Origin of the sequence: Pseudomonas sp. WAC2, assembly GCF_030403525.1 — a bacterium.
GTDB classification, from domain to species: domain Bacteria; phylum Pseudomonadota; class Gammaproteobacteria; order Pseudomonadales; family Pseudomonadaceae; genus Chryseomonas; species Chryseomonas luteola.
Genome location: NZ_JAUEPD010000002.1, coordinates 210,199 through 232,524, shown reverse-complemented (window position 1 = coordinate 232,524; position 22,326 = coordinate 210,199). Strand labels below are relative to the sequence as shown.

Annotated in this window: 22 protein-coding genes; 11 read left to right on the top strand and 11 right to left on the bottom strand. The window is 54.4% G+C overall.

What is annotated here, in order from left to right; translation table 11 throughout:
- Window positions 1–81: 81 nt before the first annotated feature.
- From QWJ10_RS05155 to QWJ10_RS05120, 8 genes are all read left to right on the top strand, one after another.
- On the top strand, window positions 82–480 hold the full coding sequence (locus QWJ10_RS05155; RefSeq protein ID WP_289924630.1) for an ACT domain-containing protein: 399 nt from the start codon (window positions 82–84) through the stop codon (window positions 478–480).
- A gap of 1 nt (window position 481) precedes the next feature.
- Window positions 482–1,084, top strand: coding sequence for a LysE/ArgO family amino acid transporter (locus tag QWJ10_RS05150; protein ID WP_125887704.1), 603 nt, complete (start codon window positions 482–484; stop codon window positions 1,082–1,084).
- 159 nt (window positions 1,085–1,243) lie between these two features.
- Window positions 1,244–1,825 carry a Fe-Mn family superoxide dismutase gene (locus tag QWJ10_RS05145; protein WP_010795280.1) on the top strand — a complete coding sequence of 194 codons (582 nt, stop codon included), beginning with the start codon at window positions 1,244–1,246 and terminating at the stop codon, window positions 1,823–1,825.
- Between the two features lie 152 nt (window positions 1,826–1,977).
- Window positions 1,978–4,044, top strand: coding sequence for a GGDEF domain-containing phosphodiesterase (locus QWJ10_RS05140; protein WP_125887705.1), 2,067 nt, complete (start codon window positions 1,978–1,980; stop codon window positions 4,042–4,044).
- Between the two features lie 104 nt (window positions 4,045–4,148).
- Window positions 4,149–5,489 carry an imelysin family protein gene (locus tag QWJ10_RS05135; RefSeq protein ID WP_289924629.1) on the top strand — a complete coding sequence of 447 codons (1,341 nt, stop codon included), beginning with the start codon at window positions 4,149–4,151 and terminating at the stop codon, window positions 5,487–5,489.
- Between the two features lie 102 nt (window positions 5,490–5,591).
- Window positions 5,592–7,010, top strand: a complete 1,419-nt coding sequence (locus tag QWJ10_RS05130) for a di-heme oxidoredictase family protein (RefSeq protein ID WP_289924628.1) — start codon at window positions 5,592–5,594, stop codon at window positions 7,008–7,010.
- 10 nt (window positions 7,011–7,020) lie between these two features.
- On the top strand, window positions 7,021–8,085 hold the full coding sequence (locus tag QWJ10_RS05125) for an imelysin family protein (protein WP_289924627.1): 1,065 nt from the start codon (window positions 7,021–7,023) through the stop codon (window positions 8,083–8,085).
- Between the two features lie 22 nt (window positions 8,086–8,107).
- Window positions 8,108–9,190, top strand: coding sequence for a DUF1513 domain-containing protein (locus QWJ10_RS05120; protein ID WP_125887709.1), 1,083 nt, complete (start codon window positions 8,108–8,110; stop codon window positions 9,188–9,190).
- A 30-nt stretch (window positions 9,191–9,220) separates the two neighbouring features.
- Here the strand turns inward: QWJ10_RS05120 and pncB are convergent, their stop codons facing one another.
- The 6 genes from pncB to QWJ10_RS05090 form a co-directional block, all read right to left on the bottom strand.
- On the bottom strand, window positions 9,221–10,420 hold the full coding sequence (pncB, locus tag QWJ10_RS05115; RefSeq protein WP_289924626.1) for a nicotinate phosphoribosyltransferase: 1,200 nt from the start codon (window positions 10,418–10,420) through the stop codon (window positions 9,221–9,223).
- A 94-nt stretch (window positions 10,421–10,514) separates the two neighbouring features.
- Window positions 10,515–10,742: a hypothetical protein gene (locus QWJ10_RS05110; protein ID WP_197870969.1), complete on the bottom strand. Its 228-nt coding sequence runs from the start codon at window positions 10,740–10,742 to the stop codon at window positions 10,515–10,517.
- Window positions 10,739–11,464 carry a lipopolysaccharide kinase InaA family protein gene (locus QWJ10_RS05105; protein WP_289924625.1) on the bottom strand — a complete coding sequence of 242 codons (726 nt, stop codon included), beginning with the start codon at window positions 11,462–11,464 and terminating at the stop codon, window positions 10,739–10,741. The genes QWJ10_RS05110 and QWJ10_RS05105 overlap by 4 nt, the downstream gene beginning before the upstream one ends.
- A 2-nt stretch (window positions 11,465–11,466) precedes the next feature.
- Window positions 11,467–12,147, bottom strand: a complete 681-nt coding sequence (locus tag QWJ10_RS05100) for a class I SAM-dependent methyltransferase (RefSeq protein ID WP_019366752.1) — start codon at window positions 12,145–12,147, stop codon at window positions 11,467–11,469.
- A gap of 78 nt (window positions 12,148–12,225) precedes the next feature.
- Window positions 12,226–13,521 carry a HAMP domain-containing sensor histidine kinase gene (locus tag QWJ10_RS05095; protein WP_197870965.1) on the bottom strand — a complete coding sequence of 432 codons (1,296 nt, stop codon included), beginning with the start codon at window positions 13,519–13,521 and terminating at the stop codon, window positions 12,226–12,228.
- The gene (locus QWJ10_RS05090) at window positions 13,511–14,194 is read right to left on the bottom strand and encodes a response regulator transcription factor (protein ID WP_010795291.1); all 684 of its coding nucleotides are present in this window, start codon (window positions 14,192–14,194) and stop codon (window positions 13,511–13,513) included. Before QWJ10_RS05090 ends, QWJ10_RS05095 begins: the two co-directional genes overlap by 11 nt.
- Window positions 14,195–14,368: 174 nt before the next feature.
- On the opposite strand from QWJ10_RS05090, the gene QWJ10_RS05085 reads away from it, so the two are divergent.
- Complete coding sequence (locus QWJ10_RS05085; RefSeq protein WP_289924624.1) at window positions 14,369–15,097, top strand: phosphatase PAP2 family protein; 729 nt, start codon at window positions 14,369–14,371, stop codon at window positions 15,095–15,097.
- Window positions 15,098–15,159: 62 nt separating this feature from the next.
- Here the strand turns inward: QWJ10_RS05085 and groL are convergent, their stop codons facing one another.
- The 4 genes from groL to QWJ10_RS05065 all read right to left on the bottom strand — a co-directional run bounded on the left by groL (window position 15,160) and on the right by QWJ10_RS05065 (window position 19,050).
- Entirely contained in the window at window positions 15,160–16,800 is a 1,641-nt protein-coding gene (groL, locus tag QWJ10_RS05080; protein ID WP_010795293.1) for a chaperonin GroEL, read from the bottom strand.
- A gap of 45 nt (window positions 16,801–16,845) precedes the next feature.
- The gene (locus QWJ10_RS05075) at window positions 16,846–17,139 is read right to left on the bottom strand and encodes a co-chaperone GroES (protein WP_019366756.1); all 294 of its coding nucleotides are present in this window, start codon (window positions 17,137–17,139) and stop codon (window positions 16,846–16,848) included.
- 196 nt (window positions 17,140–17,335) lie between these two features.
- The gene (locus tag QWJ10_RS05070) at window positions 17,336–17,815 is read right to left on the bottom strand and encodes an FxsA family protein (protein ID WP_289924623.1); all 480 of its coding nucleotides are present in this window, start codon (window positions 17,813–17,815) and stop codon (window positions 17,336–17,338) included.
- A 221-nt stretch (window positions 17,816–18,036) separates the two neighbouring features.
- Window positions 18,037–19,050 carry a DUF481 domain-containing protein gene (locus QWJ10_RS05065; protein WP_019366758.1) on the bottom strand — a complete coding sequence of 338 codons (1,014 nt, stop codon included), beginning with the start codon at window positions 19,048–19,050 and terminating at the stop codon, window positions 18,037–18,039.
- 186 nt (window positions 19,051–19,236) lie between these two features.
- Between QWJ10_RS05065 and QWJ10_RS05060 the strand changes: the two genes are divergently transcribed.
- Together QWJ10_RS05060 and QWJ10_RS05055 are read left to right on the top strand one after the other, a co-directional pair.
- On the top strand, window positions 19,237–19,590 hold the full coding sequence (locus QWJ10_RS05060) for an MGMT family protein (protein ID WP_289924622.1): 354 nt from the start codon (window positions 19,237–19,239) through the stop codon (window positions 19,588–19,590).
- Window positions 19,591–19,619: 29 nt separating this feature from the next.
- On the top strand, window positions 19,620–21,356 hold the full coding sequence (locus tag QWJ10_RS05055) for an AmpG family muropeptide MFS transporter (protein ID WP_289924621.1): 1,737 nt from the start codon (window positions 19,620–19,622) through the stop codon (window positions 21,354–21,356).
- Window positions 21,357–21,385: 29 nt separating this feature from the next.
- Here QWJ10_RS05055 and QWJ10_RS05050 read toward each other — a convergent pair whose 3' ends face one another.
- Window positions 21,386–22,231: a mechanosensitive ion channel domain-containing protein gene (locus tag QWJ10_RS05050; protein ID WP_019366761.1), complete on the bottom strand. Its 846-nt coding sequence runs from the start codon at window positions 22,229–22,231 to the stop codon at window positions 21,386–21,388.
- Between the last annotated feature and the right edge of the window lie 95 nt (window positions 22,232–22,326).

Here is a 22,326-nt window from a genome sequence, read left to right as displayed (position 1 = left end):
TCCTAATGACTGATCAGCACTATTTGTTTTTCTTATACAGGCTTTCTCTCCAGACTGGCCATCCCTTTCTGGAGAACACCGATGTCTCACGCCATTCATGATCTTTCGCTTCTGCTGAGCCAAATGCAGCCTGTGCTCAATCCAGGCCAATACGTGTTTTGTTCGTTGCATGAACAGACGTTGCCTCAGGACGTAATCCCCCTGGCAACCTTCAGGGAGCAGGAAGGCCTGACCGTTGTCCTGACCAGGCAAGATGCTGACCGCCTGGCGCTCTCCTATACCTACGTAGCTGCCTGGATCACCCTGAACGTTCACTCCGCACTGGAGGCTGTTGGTCTGACCGCCGCGTTTTCGAGCGCTTTGGCACAACAGGGCATCAGCTGCAATGTAGTCGCCGGTTTTTACCATGATCACCTCTTCGTCGCAGAGGCGGACCAAGCTCGCGCCATGGCTGCCCTACTCACGCTGGCGGGCCAATAAGATGTGGCAGAGCTATCTGACAGGACTCATGACCATGGGCGGTCTGATCATAGCCATCGGTGCGCAGAACACATTTATCCTTGCACAAGGATTGCGTAGGGAACATCACCTGCCTGTGGCCGCGCTTTGTCTGTTCTTCGATATCAGTCTGGTAACCATTGGCGTGTTTGGCCTGGCTACTTTATTGGCCGGGAATGCCTGGCTAATGGACGTCTTCAAATGGACTGGTATTATCTTTTTGCTCTATTACAGCATCTGTGCCTACAGACGAGCACTCACGTCACAGTCATTGCATAGCGCAGCGGCGGCACCCCGTTCACTGAGCAAGACGCTGGGCATTGCGCTGGCCGTTACGCTACTCAATCCCCATGTCTATCTGGATACCGTTCTGGTTCTCGGAGCGTTAGGTAACCAGCAGCCGGCACCACTCGCCTTTACGATCGGTGCGGGCTGCGCGTCTGCTCTCTGGTTCTTCACATTAGCAATCGGCTCGGCGCAGCTGGCACCCTACCTGACCCGACCGCGCGTATGGCGCATGATCGATATGGCGATTGGAACCGTCATGCTGATCACGGCCATACAGCTCATCCTTTACAAGCCATAAGACCTTCTGTCGGGTTTGTTACATGGCGAGCTAACGAAGCGAGTGCTATGATCCCCCGCCGCGGTATTGAGCCTAATGCCTTACCGCAGGTTAGGCCGGCGCCTGATCGGTCGACCATTGCCGTGCAATGCCCTGACGAAACATTATGGAGAGATAACCATGGCTTTCGAATTGCCGCCGCTGCCCTATGAGAAGAACGCCCTCGAGCCGCATATTTCCGCCGAGACGCTGGAGTTCCATCACGGCAAGCACCACCAGACCTATGTCACCGCACTGAACAACCTGGTGCCCGGCACTGAGTACGAAGGCAAAAGCCTGGAAGACATCATCAAGACGTCCTCTGGCGCGATCTTCAACAACGCTGCCCAGGTATGGAACCACACGTTCTACTGGAACTGCATGACGCCTAACGGTGGCGGCCAGCCTACGGGCGCCCTGGCAGATGCCATCGCAACGGCATTTGGTTCCTTTGACAAATTCAAGGAAGAGCTGACCAAGACGGCCATCGGCACATTTGGTTCCGGCTGGGCCTGGCTGGTCAAGAAGGCGGATGGTTCCCTGGCGCTGGCCAGCACCATCGGTGCTGGCAACCCCATCACTTCGGGTGATAAGCCCTTGCTGACCATCGACGTATGGGAACATGCCTACTACATCGATTATCGCAACCTGCGTCCAAAGTACCTCGAGTCCTTCTGGAACACGGTGAACTGGGACTTCGTAGCGAAAAACTTCGCCGCCTGATCCTGGTATCTCTCGACAAAACCCGGCTTTTCGCCGGGTTTTGTTTTTAAGTCATGCCTAATTTTGCAAAGAGACAGCTAGACTCGGTTATTACACATTTCATCCTGTAGTAGACATAGGATGGCAAAGCCATCCATGGAAAGGAGCACGGAGTGAAACTGAGCATTCGGCATAGCCTGTCGTTGAAACTGCTGCTTATAGCACTACCAACGGCCTTGCTCGTCGGACTGCTGTTGAGCATCGTACAGATCGCCTATGAGGCCAGACAGGTAAGTCATCAAATCCAGACGGACGCACGCCAGACGCTGTCCATGGTCAGGGATCCTGCCACCCAGGCCATGTATCGCCTGGATGACACCATGGCCGAGCACGTTACCCGTGGCTTGTTCAAGCATCCCTCTATTCGTGAGGCTTACATTGGCGCTCCCGGTGAACTGCCCTTGTCAGAGCACGCTCGCCCACTGCTCAGCGGCTCGACACGCCTGCTTACCGATAGGCTCTTTGGCAGAGAGCAGCACCTCAGTATCCGCCTTACAGGGGAGCCACCGGTTGAGGAGTACTATGGCGACTTGCGTATCACTGTAGACACAGCCCCTTACGGTCAGAAGTTTTTGAGGAACGCGGCCGTTATCCTCGTCTCACTACTGGTCCGTGTCCTGATTCTGGTGCTGGCGCTTTATCTGGTCTATCACTGGGTTCTGACGCGCCCCCTTTCCCGACTGCTCAACCACCTGGCATCGATCGAACCCGGCCTGCCAGGCCATAAGCCTCTTCCTCTCCTCAAAGGACATGAGCAGAACGAGCTAGGCCGCTGGATAACGACTGCCAACCAGCTACTTGCCTCGATCGAGCGAAACACTGCGCTTCGTGAAGAGGCCATCAGCAACCTTCAACGGATCAGTCAGCATGACCTGCTGACGGGCCTTTCCAATCGACAAGCCCTTCATGGTCAGCTTGAATGGATCCTTTCCGAGGCGGATCGACAAAACCTGAGCGTAGCCGTGCTGTGCCTGGGCCTTGATGATTTCAAAAGCATTAACGAGCAATACGGCTATCAGGTGGGTGACAGGCTTCTGCTCAAACTGGTAACCCGACTGCGGGCGGGCTGCCCGGGAGTAGACGGTTTTGGACGGCTTGGGGGGGATCGCTTTGCGCTCATCAAGCTGATCAAGCAACCCGACGAAGCCGCTGAGTTGGCCCATGCTGTTATGGATGCGCTCGATTCGCCATTCAGTGTCGAACAGTATCAAGCCCACCTGAGCGCTTCGATCGGCATCACGCTATACCCGGAGGATGGCCAGACCGCCGACCAGTTGATGCAGCGTGCCGAGCAGACGATGGCCCTGATAAAAACCCAGGGTCATAGCGGCTACAAGTTCTACGTGGCCAGTGTGGATCAGGACATCCGCTTCAGACGCAGTTTGGCAAAGGACCTTCGTGAAGCCCTGAGACGCCAGGAGCTTTATCTGGTCTACCAACCTCAGATTGACTATGCGAGCCAACGGATCAGTGGAGTGGAAGCCCTATTGCGCTGGAATCATCCTGTCCACGGATTCATTCCACCCGATGTATTCATTCCCCTGGCCGAGCGCACTGGCAGCATCGTAGCTCTCGGAGAATGGGTGCTTGAGCAGGCCTGCAGTCAACTGCATACCTGGTACGCAAGCGGTTATACCTCCCTGCGCATGGCCATCAATCTGTCAGCTGTACAGTTACAACAGGAAAATCTGCCTGCGTTTATACAATCGCTCCTGTTACGCCACGGGATTCCGCCCAAGCGGCTGGAGCTTGAGGTTACTGAAACGGCACTGATGGAAGATGTGGACACTGCCGTGCAAACGCTGCGTCGCCTCAGGGAAGTCGGCGCGCTGATAGCACTAGATGATTTCGGCACCGGTTATAGCTCTCTGGCTTATCTGAAGCGACTGCCTCTGGACAAAATCAAGATCGACAAGAGTTTCGTGCAGGATCTGAGCGACGAAAAAGACGACGCTCCCCTGGTACGCGCCATCATCCAACTGGGCAAAAGCCTCAACAAAGAGCTTATCGCCGAAGGTGTGGAAACCGACCTGCAGGAGGCCTACATTGTGGAGCAAGGCTGTGACGAGGGTCAGGGTTACTTCTACAGCAGGCCAATTCCCGCCGATCAGATCCCCGCGTTTATCGAGGCGCGTACTCAAGGCCTGCCCATTTCACGGGTTATGCCAGTAAAGCACTGACCCCTGGCGAAAAGGGTTTTCAAAAATGAAAATCTTTCGCATTATTATCCGGCTTTTCTCCTGACTCATGTAATGAGCACCCTATTTTAGAAAAGGATTCCGGAATGACCCGTATGCATTGGGCGAGCGTAAGCCTCCTCGCTATCGCCATTTCCCTGGCAGGCTGTGGTGACGACAAGAAAGAACAGGCATCCGCCAATCAAGCAGCAGCCCCTGCAGCCACCTCAGCGACAACGTCACAGGCGGCGAAACCGGATGAAGCCGCGGCCAAGGCCGTGATCAAGAATTACGCTGACATTGCCGAGGCTGTGTTCAGCGACGCCTTTACAGCGGGTCAGAATCTGCAGAAAGCCGTCGATGCCTTCCTGGCCTCCCCTTCCGACGCCACACTAAAGGCGGCTCGAGAGGCCTGGATGGCAGCGCGCACGCCCTATTCCCAGTCCGAAGCCTTCCGCTTTGGCAACCCTGTTGTGGATGACTGGGAAGGTCAGCTCAACGCATGGCCTCTGGATGAAGGCCTGATCGACTATGTTGCATCCGATTATCAACATGCGACCGGTAACCCGGCTGCTACTGCCAACATCATTGCCAACGAAGAGATTCAGATTGGTGAAGACAAGGTTGACGTCAAGGACATTACTGGTGAAAAGCTGGCCAGTATGAATGAGCTGGCCGGCTCGGAAGCCAACGTGGCGACGGGTTACCATGCAATCGAATTTCTGCTGTGGGGTCAGGATCTTAACGGGACAGGCCCCGGCGCAGGCAACCGCCCCGCAACGGATTATCTTGCAGGGGATGGCTGCACGGGTGGTCACTGCGATCGCCGTCGCGCGTACCTGAAAGCGGTAACTGATCTTCTGGTTAATGACCTTGAGTACATGGCTGGTCAGTGGAAACCGGGCGTACCTGATAACTACCGCGCGACGCTAGAACAGGAAAGTGCAGATTCTGGAATCCGCAAGATGCTGTTCGGCATGGGTAGTCTGTCGCTGGGAGAACTGGCTGGCGAGCGTATGAAGGTATCTCTGGAAGCCAACTCGACTGAAGACGAGCATGACTGCTTCAGCGACGATACCCATCACACCCTTTATTACGATGCACTGGGCATTCGCAATGTTTATCTGGGCCAGTACAAGCGCATCGACGGTACAGAGGTGAAAGGCCCAAGCCTTTCCGAACTGGTTGCCAAGGCTGACCCGCAAGCCGATGCCACGCTCAAGGCTGATCTCGACAATACCCAGGCCAAGACGCAGGCCATTGTTGATCGTGCCGAGAAGGACGGGGTTCGTTACGACCAGATGATCGCTCCGGATAACACCGCCGACCAGCAAAAGATCCGTGACGCCATTCAGGCCCTAGTCAAGCAGACCGGAGCCATCGAACAGGCCGCGGCCAAGCTGGGCATCCAAGACCTGAAGCCCGATAACGCCGATCACGAATTCTGATCCGCCCCAAAGGCACGGCGTTTTTACGAAGCCACGGCAGGCCCTACCTGCCGTGGCTTCGATACGTTCAGGTCGATTATTTAACGGTACCGTTTGGCTCTGATGACACTAGCTCCCCTTCGTTTGGCCCCCCTGGCGCTTCTCGTCTCGTTCCTCAGTGCCTGTGATGACTCACCGCACTTTACCCACGCAGAACCGGGCGAGGCCTTGTCAGCGGGTACAACCAGCGTCAATGACCAGAGCGCCAATGCCTTTTCGTTTCCCTCCAACAACCTGACGCCCGTCCAGCGTCTGGATTTCAGCGTAGGTAACAGTTTTTTCCGCAACCCGTGGGTCATCGCGCCCTCCTCCACAACAGCGCGAGATGGTCTGGGTCCGTTGTTCAATATCAACGCCTGTCAGAGCTGCCACCTGAGCGACGGTCGCGGTCATCCGCCGGGGCCACATGCAACCAATGCCTTCACCATGCTAGTCAGACTATCCATACCCGGCGGACCGCAGGATCAGGAGACCCTGAAAAGACTGGGCGTTGTACCCGAACCCACCTATGGCGGACAGCTACAGGACAATGCCATTCCTGGCGTTCCGCCAGAGGGCAAGGTCAGGTTCGATTACGCGGACGTACCGGTCACATTCAAGGATGGCGCCGTCATCACCCTGCGAAAGCCTACGCTGCGCATAGAAAGTCTCGGGTACGGTCCGTTTCATCCACAAGCCCAGTTCTCCGCACGTGTAGCGCCACCCATGATTGGTTTGGGTCTTCTGGAAGCCATATCGGAAAGTGACATCCTCAAGAATGCTGACCCCAATGATGACAACAGGGATGGTATCTCCGGGCGTGCCAACTGGGTCTGGAGCTTTGCTGAACAGAAGACCATGCTGGGCCGCTTCGGCTGGAAGGCAGGCCAGCCCACACTGGACCAACAGAACGCTACGGCGTTTTCCGGCGACATGGGTCTGACGACCAGCCTGATCCCCAATGACGATTGCACAGAGGCTCAGACAGCCTGCAAGCAGGCACCTAATGGCGGTGATCCGGAAGTCAGCGACAATATTCGCCGCATGGTGCTCTTTTATACGCGCAACCTTGCAGTTCCCGTCAGACGTGGAGTCGACAAGCCTTCCGTGCTGCAAGGCAAGACTCTGTTTTACGCATCGGGATGTCCTGCCTGTCACATACCCACCTTTCAGACGGCTGCCAACGCTGCGGTCCCTGAACTGGCCAATCAGACCATTCGCCCCTACAGCGATCTTTTATTGCATGACATGGGCGAAGGACTCGCCGACAATCGCTCCGAATTTCTGGCCAATGGCCGTGAGTGGCGTACTCCACCCTTGTGGGGAATAGGCCTGACACAAAAGGTCAGTGGTCATACACAATTTTTACATGATGGTCGTGCTCGTAACCTGCTTGAAGCCATTCTCTGGCATGGCGGAGAAGCCGAGGCGGCCAAGCAAAACGTATTGGGGCTCAACGCCGAAGAGCGTACAGCCCTGCTTGAATTCCTGAATTCGCTATAAGGAGCGTTGCATGTTCCGCCCTCGGCTTTTGCTAACCGGGCTTGCCCTGGCACTCGGTGCCTGCTCGCCACAGAATCAACAGGCCCAGACCAGCGCCGCCCTGGCCGAGCAGGTCCTGCTACCGGCGTACGCTCGCTGGGTGGAAACCGATCGGGCATTAGCGACCAGCGCCGTAGCCTTCTGCTCCGGCAAGGAAGAGCTTGGCAAGGCTCGTGAAGCCTTTTTCAACGCACAAAAGGCTTGGGCCGAACTGCAACCGCTGTTGATCGGCCCGCTGGCCGAAAATAATACGGCTTGGCAAGTGCAGTTTTATCCCGACAAGAAAAACCTGGTCGCCCGCCAGGTGGAACAGCTGCTCAAGAGTAATCCTCAGGTTGATAAGGCCTCCCTGGACAAAGCCAGCGTTGTCGTCCAGGGTCTGACGGCGTACGAATACATTCTGTTCGACAGCAATATCGAACTGGCTAATACAGAACAGAGGGCACGCTACTGTCCGCTTCTGACAGCCATTGCCGAGCACCAGCAGGAGCTGGCACAGCGTATCCTTACCCGGTGGAAGGAAACCGATGGCATGCTGGCGCAGCTTTCCAAATTCCCGAATCAACGCTATGCCGATGCTCAGGAAGCTATTGCCGACCTTTTGCGGGTACAGGTCACAGCGCTAGACAGCCTGAAGAAAAAGCTGGGCGTTCCGCTGGGTAGACAAAGCAAAGGTATTCCACAGCCGTACCAGGCTGAAGCCTGGCGTAGCGAATCGTCGCTTCTCAGTATTGCCGCGAGCCTTGCTGGCGCTCAGGCGCTGTGGAATGGCGTAGACGGTAAAGGGCTACGTGTCTTGTTGCCCAAGGAGCAAACACCCTTGGCTGATAAAATCGATACCGCTTATGCCGAGAGCAGCAAACAGCTGGCAGAGCTGCAACAACAGCCGCTGAAGTCCTGGCTCAGTAACGAGGCGGGCGTCGCCAAACTGAACGCCTTTTATGACAGCCTCAATACCGTACATCGTCTGCATGAAGGTGAGCTGGCCAAGGCCCTTGGCATCCAGTTAGGGTTCAACGCCAACGATGGTGATTGAGTAACGACATTGGGTATCTGTCATGTCCACTCTCTTGAGTAGTCTGTTCCATAACCTGAAACACCTGGGTCGCTGGACGTTTACATCAGGGTCCCAGCAACCCTTGCTGCTTTCTGCTCGCGACGATGTAGATGGCCGTCACTTTGCTGTGGGCTATCGCCTCACCGGTAAGCCTGTTTTCGCCACCGAGGTTGCGCAACGATGCCATGCCATCGTCACGCACCCCAGCGAGCCCTTTGCTGTCTTCGTGGCTCGCCGCCCAGGTACGCAGAGCTATGTAATCGACCTGCGCGATGGAAAACTTGTCCAGACGCTCGACTCGCCTGCAAATCGTCATTTCTATGGGCACGGGGTTTTCCACGCAGAAGGCACGTGGTTCTACGCTACCGAGAACGACACGACGGACCCTGGCCGTGGCCTGCTAAGTGCCTATCGCTTCAGTGATGGAGCTCTGATTCGCTCTCATGAGCTAAGCACCCATGGTCTGGGCCCCCATGAAGTAGCCTGGATGCCGGATGGAGAGACGTTTGTTGTTGCCAACGGGGGAATTCGCACCGAGGCTGAAAGCCGGGTAGAAATGAACCTGGATGCCATGGAACCCAGCCTAGTCTTGATGAGCCGCTCAGGTGAGCTCCTTTCCAAGGAGACGTTGGACCTGCAGATGAACAGCGTTCGCCACTTGGCCATTGCAAAGGACGGCACCATTCTGGCCTGTCAGCAATATATGGGCGCAGCCACCGACGCAGCCGCCATGCTCGGAATCAAGCGTCCCGGAGAAGCTTTTAAAGCCTTTCCGGTGGCAGAGACGCAGCGTCAATCCATGGTCCAATACACGGCAAGCGTAGCAGTACATGACGAATTGAGACTGGTTGCCCTGACAGCCCCTCGAGGCAACCGCTTTTTTATCTGGGACCTGGACAGTGGCATGCTGCGGCTGGACGCACCTTTACCAGATTGTGCAGGCGTAGGCGCAGTGGAAAGCGGGTTTGTCGTGACTTCAGGTCAGGGCCGCTGCCGCCATTATGACTGCAGACAGACACAGATCGTGATGAAGCCACTCGAACTGCCTTCCGGCCTGTGGGATAACCATTTGCTGTTGCATTGATGGGTACTGCGTACCCATCAAGCCTTTCACTCAGGAAGTAACCCGAAAAACGTGTTTCAGGTAATAAACAAAATCCTGATCTTCACTTTGGGTCTTGCCAGGCACATCAGAGATCTTGGCGACGGGCTGACCATTGCAGGATGTCATTTTGAGCACAATATTCATTGGCGCAACGCCCGGCAAATCACACGTGAAGTTGGTGCCGATACCAAAGCTCACCTTGATTCGGCCCTTCAAGGCGCGGTAAAGATTCAGCGCCTTTTCCAGGTTCAGCGAGTCGGAGAACACTAAGGTCTTGTTCATCGGGTCGATGCCCAGGCTTTCGTAATGCCTGATCGCTTTTTCGGCCCATGTCAGTGGATCACCAGAGTCGTGGCGCAGGCCGTCGAACAGCTTCGCAAAATACAGATCGAAATCGCGAAGGAAGGCATCCATGGTCACGGTGTCGGTCAGGGCAATACCCAGAAGTCCACGATATTCACGCACCCAGCAGTCCAGTGCAGCGATCTGACTGTCGATCAGTCTTGGCCCTAGTTGCTGGTGCGCCATGAACCACTCATGCGCCATGGTACCCAGGGGGGTTACGCCCAGGCTAAGGGCCAGATGCACGTTGCTGGTCCCTACGAAACGCCCGGGAAAATCATCTCGCAGCGCCTTGACCACCATCTCCTGAACCGGAAACGAGAAACGTCTGCGCGTCCCGAAGTCCGCCATTTTGAAATCGGCCAACTCGGCCGGACTGGCTTCCTGCTTCAGCCAATCAAATTTGCGATAGAGCTGCTCACGGGCTTGCTCCAAGGTCTGCTCAGGGTAGCGATTGCGGTTGCGCACCTCGCTTATCAACGCAAGGATCGGCACTTCAAAAAGGATCAGATGCAGCCACGGGCCTCGCAGGCGCAGGCTGAACGCACCGTTCTCAACACCAATATGCACATAGCGCGGATTGAAGCGGAACAGGCGAAGAAAGCGGATAAAGTCGGGCTTGATGAAAGGGATACGCTCGAGGAACGCCAACTGCTCATCACTGATACTGATATCGGCAAGCCGTTCGATCTCGGCGCGAATCTCGGCCTCGTAGGGTCGAAGATCTTCATTGTTTCGGCATTTAAATGCCCACTCGACTTCCGCATTGGGATAGTTATGCAGGACAGCCTGCATCATAGTGAGCTTATAAAAGTCCGTATCCAGAAGGCTTTGAACGCTGCACCGGGAAAAAATACCATCAGCCATAGGTTTCGCTCGAGGTAATCAAATCAAACATCCACAGCATGCCCGAGCTCTGAATGAATAAAAACCCTTTTCCCGTACTTCGCAGCGTTAAATATCAATAAGCGCCTGCCGCGCGCTGGGTCATCCCATACAAGAACAGCATGAGGTTTTCATCGGACGGAACCGCTTTAACCATTCGTGCGTTGGCCGGAGTCTGGCAATAGGAGATTCCTTCATGCCCTTGGACTACCGTTGCACCCGGCTCATGCCAAGCCGAAAACGCCACTGTTGTAACGCCGAGGGCACCCACTAAAAGCAAAGTTCTTGTGATTGTTAAGTTCATGGCTGCAACCCTTTGATGACCCTGCCAAATACTGCTTGGTAACCGTAGACCAAGGCCTGCCAGTCCGCATGACTGAGCGACGAATGGCGCTTAAGTTGCAGAAGATCCCGCCGAGCGGCACGACGCGCTGAGAAACGACGGCGGCATTTTTCGAGATCCAGTAATGCAACATCGAACTCAACCTCGCCTAGTGTTTCACGAACGCGCAAGAACACATGCTTGTCATACAGGCAGCCATGCTGCCAGCGCGCCTTATGCAGCCGGGCCAGCATAGCGCCGAGTTGTTTCAGGAATATATTGCGGGTCGCCTGGTCATACCGCGTCTGGGCACCGCTGGCGTACCAGTCTTCCAGCGATACATACCCATCGAGTTCGGCACTTACCAGCAGCGCACGCCAGCCTTGCTCATCCCGTCGAGCCTCGCAAAACAAGAGCTCCGGTACGCCCACGCCCAGCGCGGCGATAGAAGTCAAGGCATCTCGCTCACGCAGGGCCGTTGGCCGCCCAAACGGATGACGCAGACTCCGATAGATATGCCCTATCTGACGCTTGGCATAGGCAATAGTACCGTCATTGATCTGGATACGTTGGACGCCGCTTTCTCCACCCCGCCGCTCATTAGGCGCCTCGACCCACTCCCCCGACATGCCCCACCAGTTTTCAAAGGAACGCTCTGTACCCTTGGACAACGTTGTACCCTGTGGGAAAGACATATCGGACATAATCAAACCTTTCTTAAAACATAAACACGCCACATTGAGTAATGCGGCAAGAAATCAAGATGCTTTTCGACTTTAAAACCAGCCTGTACGAATTCGTGCTCGACCTGCTCGGCATTTAGAACAATGCGATTTTGATAACCCGTACTTTTGTTGCGGAGCTGCCGCTTGGCTTCTAGCTGCTTGCGGCGCCATGCCTTGAAATTACCGTCCACCCATAATGACAGAATGACTGTATCGCGTGTTACACGATTGAATTCCTTGAACATTTCCAAGCGGTCTTCGCTATCAGCAATGTGATGCACCAGGCGCATGCAGAAAATGCTGTCCACTGCGTTATCAGGAAGATCGATAGCAAAAGCGGATGTTTGCAAAGTACGCACACGCTGAACTACTTCTTTGGGCTGGGAGGCACATGCCACGGCCAACATATCCGCCGAGTTATCAGCGCCAATAATGATCCGATTCTGTTTTTCCGCGAGCAGCGGCCAGAAACGACCGGCGCCGCTTGGCAGATCCAGGACTAAATTGGGCTGTCCCGCCAACCTCAAGGCGCGGCGGGCAAGTTGCTCATCTCGCCAATGAGACAAGCGGCGAGCCATGCCATCCTGGTGTTTCTTGAAGTACTGCTCGGCATGCGCGCGGTCATACTTCTCGGAGAAGGGAAGCTCAATCGTGGGTTTCATGGCGCACTCCATAATTTAGATGAAGCCACCTTATGGAGCGCGCCGTTAAATCAGGGTCAAGGTGATGTGAAAATTACGTCAATCGTTTTTGCCGCTTTCTGGCAATGCTAACTCAACCCGGAAACAGCAGCCGTTTGGCTGACGATTGGTCAATGCAACCTTCCATCCCTGCAACTGGCAGATACGATGGACCAGTGAGAGGCCAAGCCCTAATCCCTCACCACGTCTTGCGCTACCTCGTACAAAGGGCTTGAAGACCTCATCATGTTGAGCTTCAGGAATGCCGCTGCCCGTGTCTTCCACCGTAAAAGCAGCCTCCTCCAACGTCAGGCGAATCTCACCCGCATCCGTGTAATGAAGTGCGTTACGCAGCAGATTACTCATGACAGATCGCAGGAACGGGGCGTTGTAGGTCTGCTGATGTTCATAAGCCCCTGGTTCATACCTCAAGGTTAGCCCCTTGGCCTCGATTGCTCCCTGCCACTGCAGCGCCAGCTCATCGGCAATCGTTCTGAGCGAACTGCGAGGCGCAATGACCGCCCCGTCGCGCTGTGCTCTGGCCAACTGGAGAAAGGTTTGCACCAGATCCCGCATTTCTTCGGTAGCGCTCACCATTCGCTGCAGCTGTGCCTTGCCTCTGGGACCCAGGCCTGGATCCTCAGCCAGCAACTCACATGATGTGGCAATCACCATCAGTGGTGTTCGCAACTCATGGCTCACATCACTGGTGAACAACTGCTCCCGGGTAAGCGCATCACGCAACTGACCTAATGCATCGTCAAACGCCGCTGCCAGTTCCCCTACTTCATCATTGGCATAATCCGGGGCCAACGGGGGAGCCATCAACAGCATCTGGTCACGATGCCGAACCTGACGAGCCAGACGACTGACCGGAGCAATGACTCGGCGCGCTAGCAACCAGCCGAGAAGGCCTGACAACGCCACACTGAGCAGAAACCCCTTGAGCACGACCCGGTAAAGAGCCTTTTCCCGTCGCTCAAAATCACTTTGATCCTGCAAAAGGATGTAGTGCCGCCCATCTTGGAACCGAACCCAGGCATAGTAGTACCGCCCACCCTCCTTGACCTCACTGAAGCCCTGCTTGAGCCCCACCAGATCCGGCGGTAATGACTGCGGTTCATTTTCCGGCGCGTAGTAGAGCTTCATGCCAGGATCCAGCACCGGCTGACCACCGTTTCGCATATCTCGTCGCAACATGCGATTCAGCTCATTACTCATGTCCTCGGAGATCAGCTGTTCTTCAACAAGATGTACGACCTCGACAATACCAAAGGAAAACAGGCCGCCCACCACTACGGTCATCAGCACAAACGCAATGATGATCCGGCGTAAAAGGCTCTGCTTATACTCCATTGCTATCGTTCGTCAGGCGGTAGCCCACACCATGTACCGTATGGAGCAAGGACGTTTCAAAGGGCTTGTCTATAACTTGGCGGAGCTGGTGAATATGACTGCGCAGACTATCGCTGTCAGGGCAATCATCCCCCCAAAGCGTCTCTTCCAAGACTTCTCGCCGAATCACATGCGGACTTTTTTGCATGAGCGCCGCAAGCAGCTTGAGACCGATGGGATTTAGCTTGAGCGATTTACCCCCACGGCTAACTTCCAGCGTGTCGAGATCATAGACAAGATCAGCCACCTGGAGCTGCCGCCTGCCTCCTCCACGCGTCCTGCGCATTACCGCTTCGATCCGGGCAGCCAGCTCCGACAAGGCGAAAGGCTTGATCAGGTAATCGTCTGCGCCAGAGCGAAACCCCTTGAGGCGGTCATCCAGCTGATCTCGCGCCGTCAGCATGATGACCGGAGTATCGCGCCGGGCATCCTCACGCAAGCGCTGGCACAACGTGTACCCGTCGATTCCCGGCAACATGATATCGAGAATTAACAGATCATAATGTTCGGTTGCTGCCAAGTGCAGACCTGAGAGCCCATCCTGGGCACAGTCGACTGTATATCCCTTGAGACTCAAGTAATCCATCAGATTACTCAAGATATCGCGGTTATCTTCAACCACCAGAATACGCATGAACTCACCTCATAGCCTCGCGCGGTTGCAGCAGGCCTGTTTAACATTTTTTTCACTACCCATTCACCTGGGCATGACAAGGCACAGCGCACTGTACAGGAGCACCCTGTTTCATCTGCTCGGATAGAAACTGCCTTCCCTGTAAACAATTGCCTCTCTCCTTCTAGGATACCCATGAACGCTTCTGCTTACTCTCGCCCGCTCAACTTTTTCTGGGCTCTGGGTCTGCCTTTGGCAGTAATGATTCTTTTATTGAGTGTTGAGCCCACACGCCTCGACTTTGCACTGGCCGATGCATTCTATGATCCAGGCACAGGGTTTATTGGGCGACACAGTGCCTTTCTTGAGGATATTCTGCATGATCGGGCCAAACAGCTGGTTATCCTGATCGGTATTATTGCCATTGTAGGTTCGATCCTGAGCTTTTTCTGGACACCTCTAAAACCCTGGCGCAAGTCGTTAGGATACTTGGTGCTTGCAATGGGTACGTGTACAGCGCTTGTCATGCCACTAAAAAAGCTGACCGACGTCCCCTGCCCCTGGAGTCTGGTTCAGTATGGAGGTGACCAGGTTTACTCCCCGTTATTGTCAGAGCGCCCTGCGACCAACAAGAACAATCTGTGCTGGCCCGGCGGCCATGCTTCCAGTGGTTTTACCTTGTTTGCATTCTATTTCTTTTTGCGCGATCGCCGTGCACGGCTGGCACGCGGCGCGCTGGCTGCAGCCTTCGCGCTGGGCTGCATCTTTTCCATCGGACGGATGATGCAAGGGGCCCACTTTCTTTCCCATAACATATGGACGGCACTTTTTGATTGGCTGGTGTGCCTGGCTTTTTACCGATTGATGCTTTACCGCCCGGCCTCCTCACTAGAAAAGACTGCTCCCGCCCCGTCTGCGCTTTAAGTATTGCCCATAAAAAAGCCCGACCATTAGGCCGGGCTTTTTTAGCTAGGTAGCTGGGTGGCTTACATCATGCCGCCCATACCGCCCATGCCGCCCATGTCAGGCATTGCCGGAGCAGCCTTGTCTTCTGGGATATCAGCAACCATGGCTTCGGTAGTTACCATCAGACCGCCAATGGAGGCAGCAGCCTGCAGGGCGCTACGAGTCACTTTAGCCGGGTCAAGAATACCCATCTCGATCATATCGCCGTATTCGCCAGTCGCAGCGTTAAAGCCGTAGTTGCCTTCACCGGCCTTGACCTTGTCAACTACGACGCTTGGCTCGCCACCCGCGTTGGCAACGATCTGGCGCAGAGGTGCTTCAACAGCACGACGCAGCAGAGCGATACCTACGTTCTGATCTTCGTTGTCGCCTTTCAGACCTTCGATGGCCTGCAGGGAACGAACCAGGGCTACGCCACCGCCAGGCACCACGCCTTCTTCAACGGCTGCACGAGTTGCGTGCAGGGCGTCTTCAACGCGAGCCTTCTTCTCTTTCATTTCAACTTCAGTTGCCGCACCTACCTTGATCACAGCAACACCGCCGGCCAGCTTGGCCAGACGCTCTTGCAGTTTTTCGCGGTCGTAATCGGAAGAAGTCTCTTCGATCTGAGCACGGATCTGCTTAACGCGAGCTTCGATATCAACCTGAACGCCAGCACCGTCAATAACAGTGGTGTTTTCCTTGTTGATAACAACGCGCTTGGCTTGACCCAGGTGCTCCAGAGTGGTGCTTTCCAGGCTCAGGCCTACTTCTTCAGAGATCACAGTGCCGCCAGTCAGGATAGCGATATCCTGCAGCATGGCCTTGCGGCGATCACCGAAGCCAGGCGCCTTAACAGCAGCAACCTTGACGATGCCACGCATGTTGTTGACGACCAGAGTAGCCAGCGCTTCGCCTTCAACGTCTTCAGCAACGATCAGCAGCGGACGGCCAGCCTTGGCAACAGACTCCAGCACCGGCAGCATTTCGCGAATGTTGGAGATCTTCTTGTCAACCAACAGCAGCAGCGGGTTGTCCAGCTCGGCGGACATGGTGTCCGGCTTGTTGATGAAGTAAGGAGACAGGTAGCCACGGTCAAACTGCATGCCTTCTACGACAGACAGTTCGTTTTCCAGGCCGGAACCTTCTTCAACAGTGATCACACCTTCCTTGCCTACTTTTTCCATGGCTTCAGCAATGATGCTGCCGATGGATTCGTCGGAGTTGGCGGAAATGGTACCTACCTGAGCGATGGCACGGAAATCGGCGCAAGGCTTGGACAGTTCCTTAAGCTGAGCAACGATGGCGATGGTTGCCTTGTCGATGCCGCGCTTCAGATCCATTGGGTTCATGCCAGCAGCAACAGCCTTCAGGCCTTCGTTCACGATGGACTGAGCCAGAACGGTAGCAGTGGTAGTACCGTCACCGGCTGCATCGTTAGCCTTGGACGCAACGTCCTTGACCAGCTGAGCACCCATGTTTTCGAACTTGTCTTTCAGCTCGATTTCTTTGGCAACGGAAACGCCATCCTTGGTGATGGTCGGAGCACCAAAGCTCTTGTCCAGAACGACATTACGACCTTTCGGGCCTAGCGTTGCTTTTACAGCGTCAGCCAGAACGTTTACACCAACCAGCATTTTCTTACGGGCGGAGTCGCCGAATTTGACTTCTTTAGCAGCCATGTTCTTTTTCCTCTAAACGAATTCGGTGGAAACAGGGATCGGCAATTAGCCTTCCATTACAGCCAAGATCTCGGACTCAGCCATGATCAGCAGCTCTTCGCCATCAACCTTAATGGTGTTACTGCCGGAATAGGGGCCAAATACTACTTTGTCGCCAACCTTTACAGCTGGAGCGCGAACTTCGCCGTTATCCAGAACGCGACCGGTTCCTACCGCAACGACTTCACCACGATTCGGCTTTTCGGCAGCCGAGCCCGGCAGCACGATGCCGCCAGCAGTCTTGGTTTCTTCTTCGCTGCGACGGATCACGACGCGATCATGCAGAGGACGAAGCTTCATAGTCGTATCTCCTAATATGTAAGCGTTTCCAATTACCGGTGAAGACCACCGGCTGTTTTGTTTTAACCGGCTTCGCCGGGTGCACCCTGCAATGCAAGGTGCGAATTCAGCCTGCCAATGGCAAGAACCTTACGGTGTCCGCTACATGAGGTTGTAGAAAATCATTTCAAGGGGCAGAGCAAAAAAATTTTCTAATTCAGTGATTAAACGGCTTCTTATCATCTCGCCGTTCGTACTCACCTTCGATCACGCGAGGGGCCTCGGGGCGCTGATGATTCTGATGAAAATCACCCGGTCTGTGCTGATAAGTCTGCCCGCCTCCGCGCACATTGATCCGCGCCATTACAGACCCTATCAGCACCTTGCGTGTAATAGGTAACAGCACCAGCAGCGCCAGCACATCACTGATAAAGCCGGGCAAGACAAACAAGGAGCCGCTGACGGCCATCGTCAGTCCCTGCATGATCTCTTTCTCAGGCACTTCACCCATGGCAATACGTATACGAGCCCGCCAAAGCGTCGTGAAGCCGGCCACCCGAAGCATGCCAATACCAATGAGAGTGCTCAGGACCAGGAGGATCAACGTCCAGCCGACTCCAATGGAACTGCCAATCTTGATCATGACTGCCAGTTCCAACAGGGGAAACAGTAAAAACAGAAACAGGAATTTGCGCATCGCAGTGTCCTTTGGGGCCTCCAGGGCCAAACAGATCGAAACTCAAAGGTGGCGATGGCAAAGACGTAATTCAACCCTTACCGTTTGAGCAAATATGTCTAGTACGTCCTGAACTTAGCGGGAGCGGGGCCCCATGTATGCTAAGCGAGTGCTATTAGGGGTAAAACAAATACGGCGCGTATAAAAAAGGCGCCTTAGTGGCGCCTTTACGAACAGCAAAATTACCAGGTCACCCCTACACCAGCAGTGTATTCGGTCTCGTTAAGATTACCTTTTGCCCCGCTCACTAACTGCTTGGACGCTTTTAGATTAAGCGAAGCCCAGTTAGTAACCTTGTAACGCAGACCTACATCGGTATCCAGGCTGAAGCTGGCGGTGTTATCCAAGGGTCTTCCCACCTCGCCGGTGGTAAAGAGCTGAACCGTCTGTCCATATACGTAGCGGTTATAATCCCACTTCATGGATATTGAGTAAAAGTTGTCCTTGTCTCCGTCGCGGTATTGATAATCGGCGCGATCAAGTAAGGCTGTCAGAGAGAAGGAGCCAAGCTCGTTGTCCCAGAACTGGTAACCGGGGCCAGTACCAAGATTACGTTGACGAGAGATATCTTCGATCTTGTCTCGATCATAAGACAAACGCCCTTGCCAGAAAAACTTTTCATTGAAGAAGCGATCAAGCGCGTACTGAAGCGCCCAGTTATCTGTTGACACCACGCCATCTTCCGTTTCGCGGTTATAGCTTCCCTCAGCATTGTGCCGCCACATGTCATGGCGAGCCTGAGTTTTAAAGTCGATGTCGTAGTCGTCGGTATCGCTGTCGGCACGCTTGTAATCCAGCGCCGCGTCGATATTGCCCTTCCAAGTAAAATCACGCAGTAACGGCCTAGGAGGCACGATCTGACTGATGCTGGCAAGCGCTACAGTCTGAGCTCCCTGTTGCTCCGTTTCGACAATGACCTGACCCTGGCCGGCAGGCTTGAGGCTCTTGACCTCGACATCCTCCTCATATTCACCACGCTGCACCAGCACGGGCTGATCGCGCTGCAGCGTAGCCACCTTGTCCCAGGACAAGGGAATGGAGCCACCGTAATCGGTCTGCAACAATAGCTTCTTGCTGTCTAAAAGCTTGATCGTCCCGGTCAAGCGGTCACCATTTTTCAGCCATACCGTGTCCGCAAAAGCGGTACTGGAAAGGGCTGAAAAAGCGGCAAGGCAAAAGAGAGTTCGTGACAACATAAAGGACGCCATTGTAAAGATAGGAGCCGGTTGCGCTTGTTTGGCTCTTGTTAAGAAAGCAGAAATGAAAGTGGGTGAAGTTGAGCAATCTTTTCACGCCAAGCGCATATGACTGATTTTCATTAACAAATTCCACTACCCCAGCATTTCTTTGCTTGTTTTTTGAAATACGTCGAGTTCAGCCCCATGACCCACGCCTTTTTCCAGCATTCAGATACACCTGAGATTCGCCAGGCAGCGCTTTTCGGCGTCATGGCAGAAATACCGCCTGGAAAGGTTGTCAGCTACGGTCAATTAGCTGAGCTGGCTGGCTTGGGCCGTGCGGCTCGATGGGTAGGACGCACACTTTCCCATCTGCCGGAAGGGACTACTCTTCCCTGGCATCGAGTGATCGGGGCAGATGGCCGAATCAGCTTACCGTCCGATTCCCTTTCGGGTATCGAGCAACGACAACGATTACGGGCTGAAGGCATCATTTTTCACAATGATCGGGTGGACATGCGTCGGCACAGGTGGAATCCACTTCAGGCTTGCGAGTAGAGTGTGTGTTTTTGTAAATACCGGTTCGCATGATCAGAAACTTCTGGCGAGAAGCCCTCGCCACGTACAAGTCCCCTGCCTGTCTGGCCTTGCTGCTAATGGGGTTTGCCGCAGGCCTTCCGACGATGCTGGTTTTCTCAACCCTGTCCGTCTGGTTGAGGGAGGCTGGCGTCTCGCGTGAAACCATCGGGTATGCCAGTTGGATTGGTCTTGCCTACGCCTTCAAATGGGTATGGTCGCCCATGCTCGATCAGTGGCGCCTGCCGGTCATTGGCAGTCTGGGCCGTCGACGCTCCTGGCTTGTGCTATCACAGGTATTGGTGGGGGTCGGACTACTGGGCATGGCCTTATGTAATCCTCAATATGACTTGAGCGCCATGATTGCATTGGCAGTAATGGTAGCGTTCGCTTCGGCTACGCAAGATATCGCTGTAGACGCCTATCGGCTGGAGATTGCCGAAGATTCGCATCAGGCTGCGCTGGCCGCCTGTTATATGACGGGCTACCGAATAGCCTCGCTCCTGGCAAGTGCTGGCGCCTTGTTCCTGGCTGAAATATTAGGCTCAAGTGTCCTGAATTACAGTCAGTCCGCCTGGGCGACTACTTATATGCTGTTTGCCTTACTGGTATTGCCTGGGCTGCTTACCAGCCTCCTGATTCGAGAACCCCCGCTGGCCGCTCCCATGGGCCTCGCTGATTCTCGATTCGGCTTTAATCACCAGTTACTGTCTGTGACCCTTGTGTTGGTAATGCTGGTTTCCATTCCGGCCATGATCAACGCCATTATTGATTTTGCCTGGCCACGCGCACTGCTCTATGCCCTGTTTATTATTGGTTGCATATCTCCTTGGGGTCGTCGGATCTATGAGCCCATCAAGGATTTACTTGAAAAAGTCCGTCAACCAATGGATCTGCACCAGACCGCCTGTAATGCAGACGAAGTGCCACGCTTTGACTTTGCACACCAAGCAGTCTCGGTCATCGTATTGATCGTGTTATGTATTGCCGTAACGGGGGGCTGCAAGTCCTTTTTTGGAGGCTATTGGCCTCGCGGCCTTATGTACCTTCTTATCGCAGCGCTTTGCTTATCCAGTTCGGGACGCAAGCTTATGGGACCTGTTCTGACACCGGTCAGCGAGTTCATACAGCGCTATCGATGGCAGGCCCTAATGCTGCTGGGTCTAATTTCGACCTATCGCCTATCCGATACCGTTATGGGGGTGATGGCGGGTGTATTTTATATTGATGTGGGATATAGCAAAGAGACTATTGCCACCGTCAGCAAGGTATTTGGGGTGGTCATGACCCTGCTTGGCGCAGCGGCGGGTGGCGTATTAACAGCGCGGATAAGTATTCTTCCGATTCTTTTCCTGGGCGGTCTTGCTTCAGCGTTGACCAATTTGCTGTTTGCCCTGATTGCTACAACAGGCGCTAACACCATGCTGCTAGTGATTGCAATCTGTTGCGATAATTTCAGTGCTGGGTTAGCGTCCTCCGCCTTTATTGCCTATCTGTCGAGCCTGACTAACCTTCGCTTCTCTGCAACTCAATATGCGCTTCTAAGCTCGCTTATGCTCTTGTTGCCACGCCTGCTAGGCGGATACTCTGGAAGCATGGTTGAGCATGTGGGGTATGTTTCATTCTTCATGATCACATCCCTATTAGGAATTCCAACACTGATTCTGATTGCAGTGCTCTGGCTAAAGCAGCGAAGCCAGTCCAGTCGGCAAACAAGCACAGGCGAGCCAAGCATTTCTCCGCCGTAATAAAAAGCCCGCCAGTAGGCGGGCTTCGCTTAGGCAGCCTCTTTTTTCTCTGAAACCATATGCAGAACACGCTGGGGAAAAGGAATTCCGATACCAACTTCGCCAAGTCGATCCCGGACCTGTTCGTTCAGCATGAACATCAACGGCCAGTAATCCCCACTGTTAGTCCAGAAGCGCAGAGACAGTGTAATTGCACTATCACCCAAGGCAGAAACAACCACCTCTGGTGCTGGATCACGGTGGACACGTGCATCTTCAGCTAGCTTGAGCAGAACCTCCCGCCCTTTTTGCAGATCTGCCTCATAGTCCACGCCCACATCAAAAATCACCTTACGCTTGGCCTGGCGTGAGTAGTTAGTGATGATGCCATTAGAAAGTGTTCCGTTCGGGATCGTAACTGTCTTGTTGTCCCCCGTTAACAGGATCGTATGAAAGATCTGCACAGAATCAACCGTTCCCATTACACCCTGGGCCTCAATGAATTCGCCCACGCGGTAAGGGCGGAACATCAAGATCAGCACACCACCTGCAAAATTTGCCAAGCTGCCTTGCAACGCGAGCCCGACAGCCAGACCTGCAGCACCAATCACGGCCACAAAGGAGGTCGTGGCAATGCCAATCATGGAAGCCACACTGACGGCGAGCAGTACTTTGAGAACAATATTGGCCAAGCTGCCTACGAAACCGAGCAGCTCGGCATCAACGCGACGAGCCCTTAATAGGCGGGACATGTTGTCTGTTACTTTATTAATAACCCACCAGCCAATAGCTAGGGTAATCAGAGCCAGTAGCAGTTGCCCTATGTACTGCAGTATGACCGGCAGCCAGGCTTCAGAAGCAGCAAGAAGTCGGTCGAACTGCACACTTAGATCCATCGTTGGATTCTCCTTAAATCAATGGAAGATGACCGGCCTATAGCAGTTGGTCACGCTAAGTGCGACGTACCGGTACTAAGAAGGTTCCCGTCACG

Excerpts from the sequence above, each read along its gene's own strand:
- QWJ10_RS05155 (WP_289924630.1), top strand. The coding sequence starts at position 82 with ATGTCTCACGCCATTCATGATCTTTCGCTTCTGCTGAGCCAAATGCAG.
- QWJ10_RS05150 (WP_125887704.1), top strand. The coding sequence starts at position 482 with ATGTGGCAGAGCTATCTGACAGGACTCATGACCATGGGCGGTCTGATC.
- QWJ10_RS05145 (WP_010795280.1), top strand. The coding sequence starts at position 1,244 with ATGGCTTTCGAATTGCCGCCGCTGCCCTATGAGAAGAACGCCCTCGAG.
- QWJ10_RS05135 (WP_289924629.1), top strand. The coding sequence starts at position 4,149 with ATGACCCGTATGCATTGGGCGAGCGTAAGCCTCCTCGCTATCGCCATT.
- QWJ10_RS05130 (WP_289924628.1), top strand. The coding sequence starts at position 5,592 with ATGACACTAGCTCCCCTTCGTTTGGCCCCCCTGGCGCTTCTCGTCTCG.
- QWJ10_RS05125 (WP_289924627.1), top strand. The coding sequence starts at position 7,021 with ATGTTCCGCCCTCGGCTTTTGCTAACCGGGCTTGCCCTGGCACTCGGT.
- QWJ10_RS05120 (WP_125887709.1), top strand. The coding sequence starts at position 8,108 with ATGTCCACTCTCTTGAGTAGTCTGTTCCATAACCTGAAACACCTGGGT.
- pncB (WP_289924626.1), bottom strand. The coding sequence starts at position 10,420 with ATGGCTGATGGTATTTTTTCCCGGTGCAGCGTTCAAAGCCTTCTGGAT.
- QWJ10_RS05110 (WP_197870969.1), bottom strand. The coding sequence starts at position 10,742 with ATGAACTTAACAATCACAAGAACTTTGCTTTTAGTGGGTGCCCTCGGC.
- QWJ10_RS05105 (WP_289924625.1), bottom strand. The coding sequence starts at position 11,464 with ATGTCCGATATGTCTTTCCCACAGGGTACAACGTTGTCCAAGGGTACA.
- QWJ10_RS05100 (WP_019366752.1), bottom strand. The coding sequence starts at position 12,147 with ATGAAACCCACGATTGAGCTTCCCTTCTCCGAGAAGTATGACCGCGCG.
- QWJ10_RS05095 (WP_197870965.1), bottom strand. The coding sequence starts at position 13,521 with ATGGAGTATAAGCAGAGCCTTTTACGCCGGATCATCATTGCGTTTGTG.
- QWJ10_RS05090 (WP_010795291.1), bottom strand. The coding sequence starts at position 14,194 with ATGCGTATTCTGGTGGTTGAAGATAACCGCGATATCTTGAGTAATCTG.
- QWJ10_RS05085 (WP_289924624.1), top strand. The coding sequence starts at position 14,369 with ATGAACGCTTCTGCTTACTCTCGCCCGCTCAACTTTTTCTGGGCTCTG.
- groL (WP_010795293.1), bottom strand. The coding sequence starts at position 16,800 with ATGGCTGCTAAAGAAGTCAAATTCGGCGACTCCGCCCGTAAGAAAATG.
- QWJ10_RS05075 (WP_019366756.1), bottom strand. The coding sequence starts at position 17,139 with ATGAAGCTTCGTCCTCTGCATGATCGCGTCGTGATCCGTCGCAGCGAA.
- QWJ10_RS05070 (WP_289924623.1), bottom strand. The coding sequence starts at position 17,815 with ATGCGCAAATTCCTGTTTCTGTTTTTACTGTTTCCCCTGTTGGAACTG.
- QWJ10_RS05065 (WP_019366758.1), bottom strand. The coding sequence starts at position 19,050 with ATGTTGTCACGAACTCTCTTTTGCCTTGCCGCTTTTTCAGCCCTTTCC.
- QWJ10_RS05060 (WP_289924622.1), top strand. The coding sequence starts at position 19,237 with ATGACCCACGCCTTTTTCCAGCATTCAGATACACCTGAGATTCGCCAG.
- QWJ10_RS05055 (WP_289924621.1), top strand. The coding sequence starts at position 19,620 with ATGATCAGAAACTTCTGGCGAGAAGCCCTCGCCACGTACAAGTCCCCT.
- QWJ10_RS05050 (WP_019366761.1), bottom strand. The coding sequence starts at position 22,231 with ATGGATCTAAGTGTGCAGTTCGACCGACTTCTTGCTGCTTCTGAAGCC.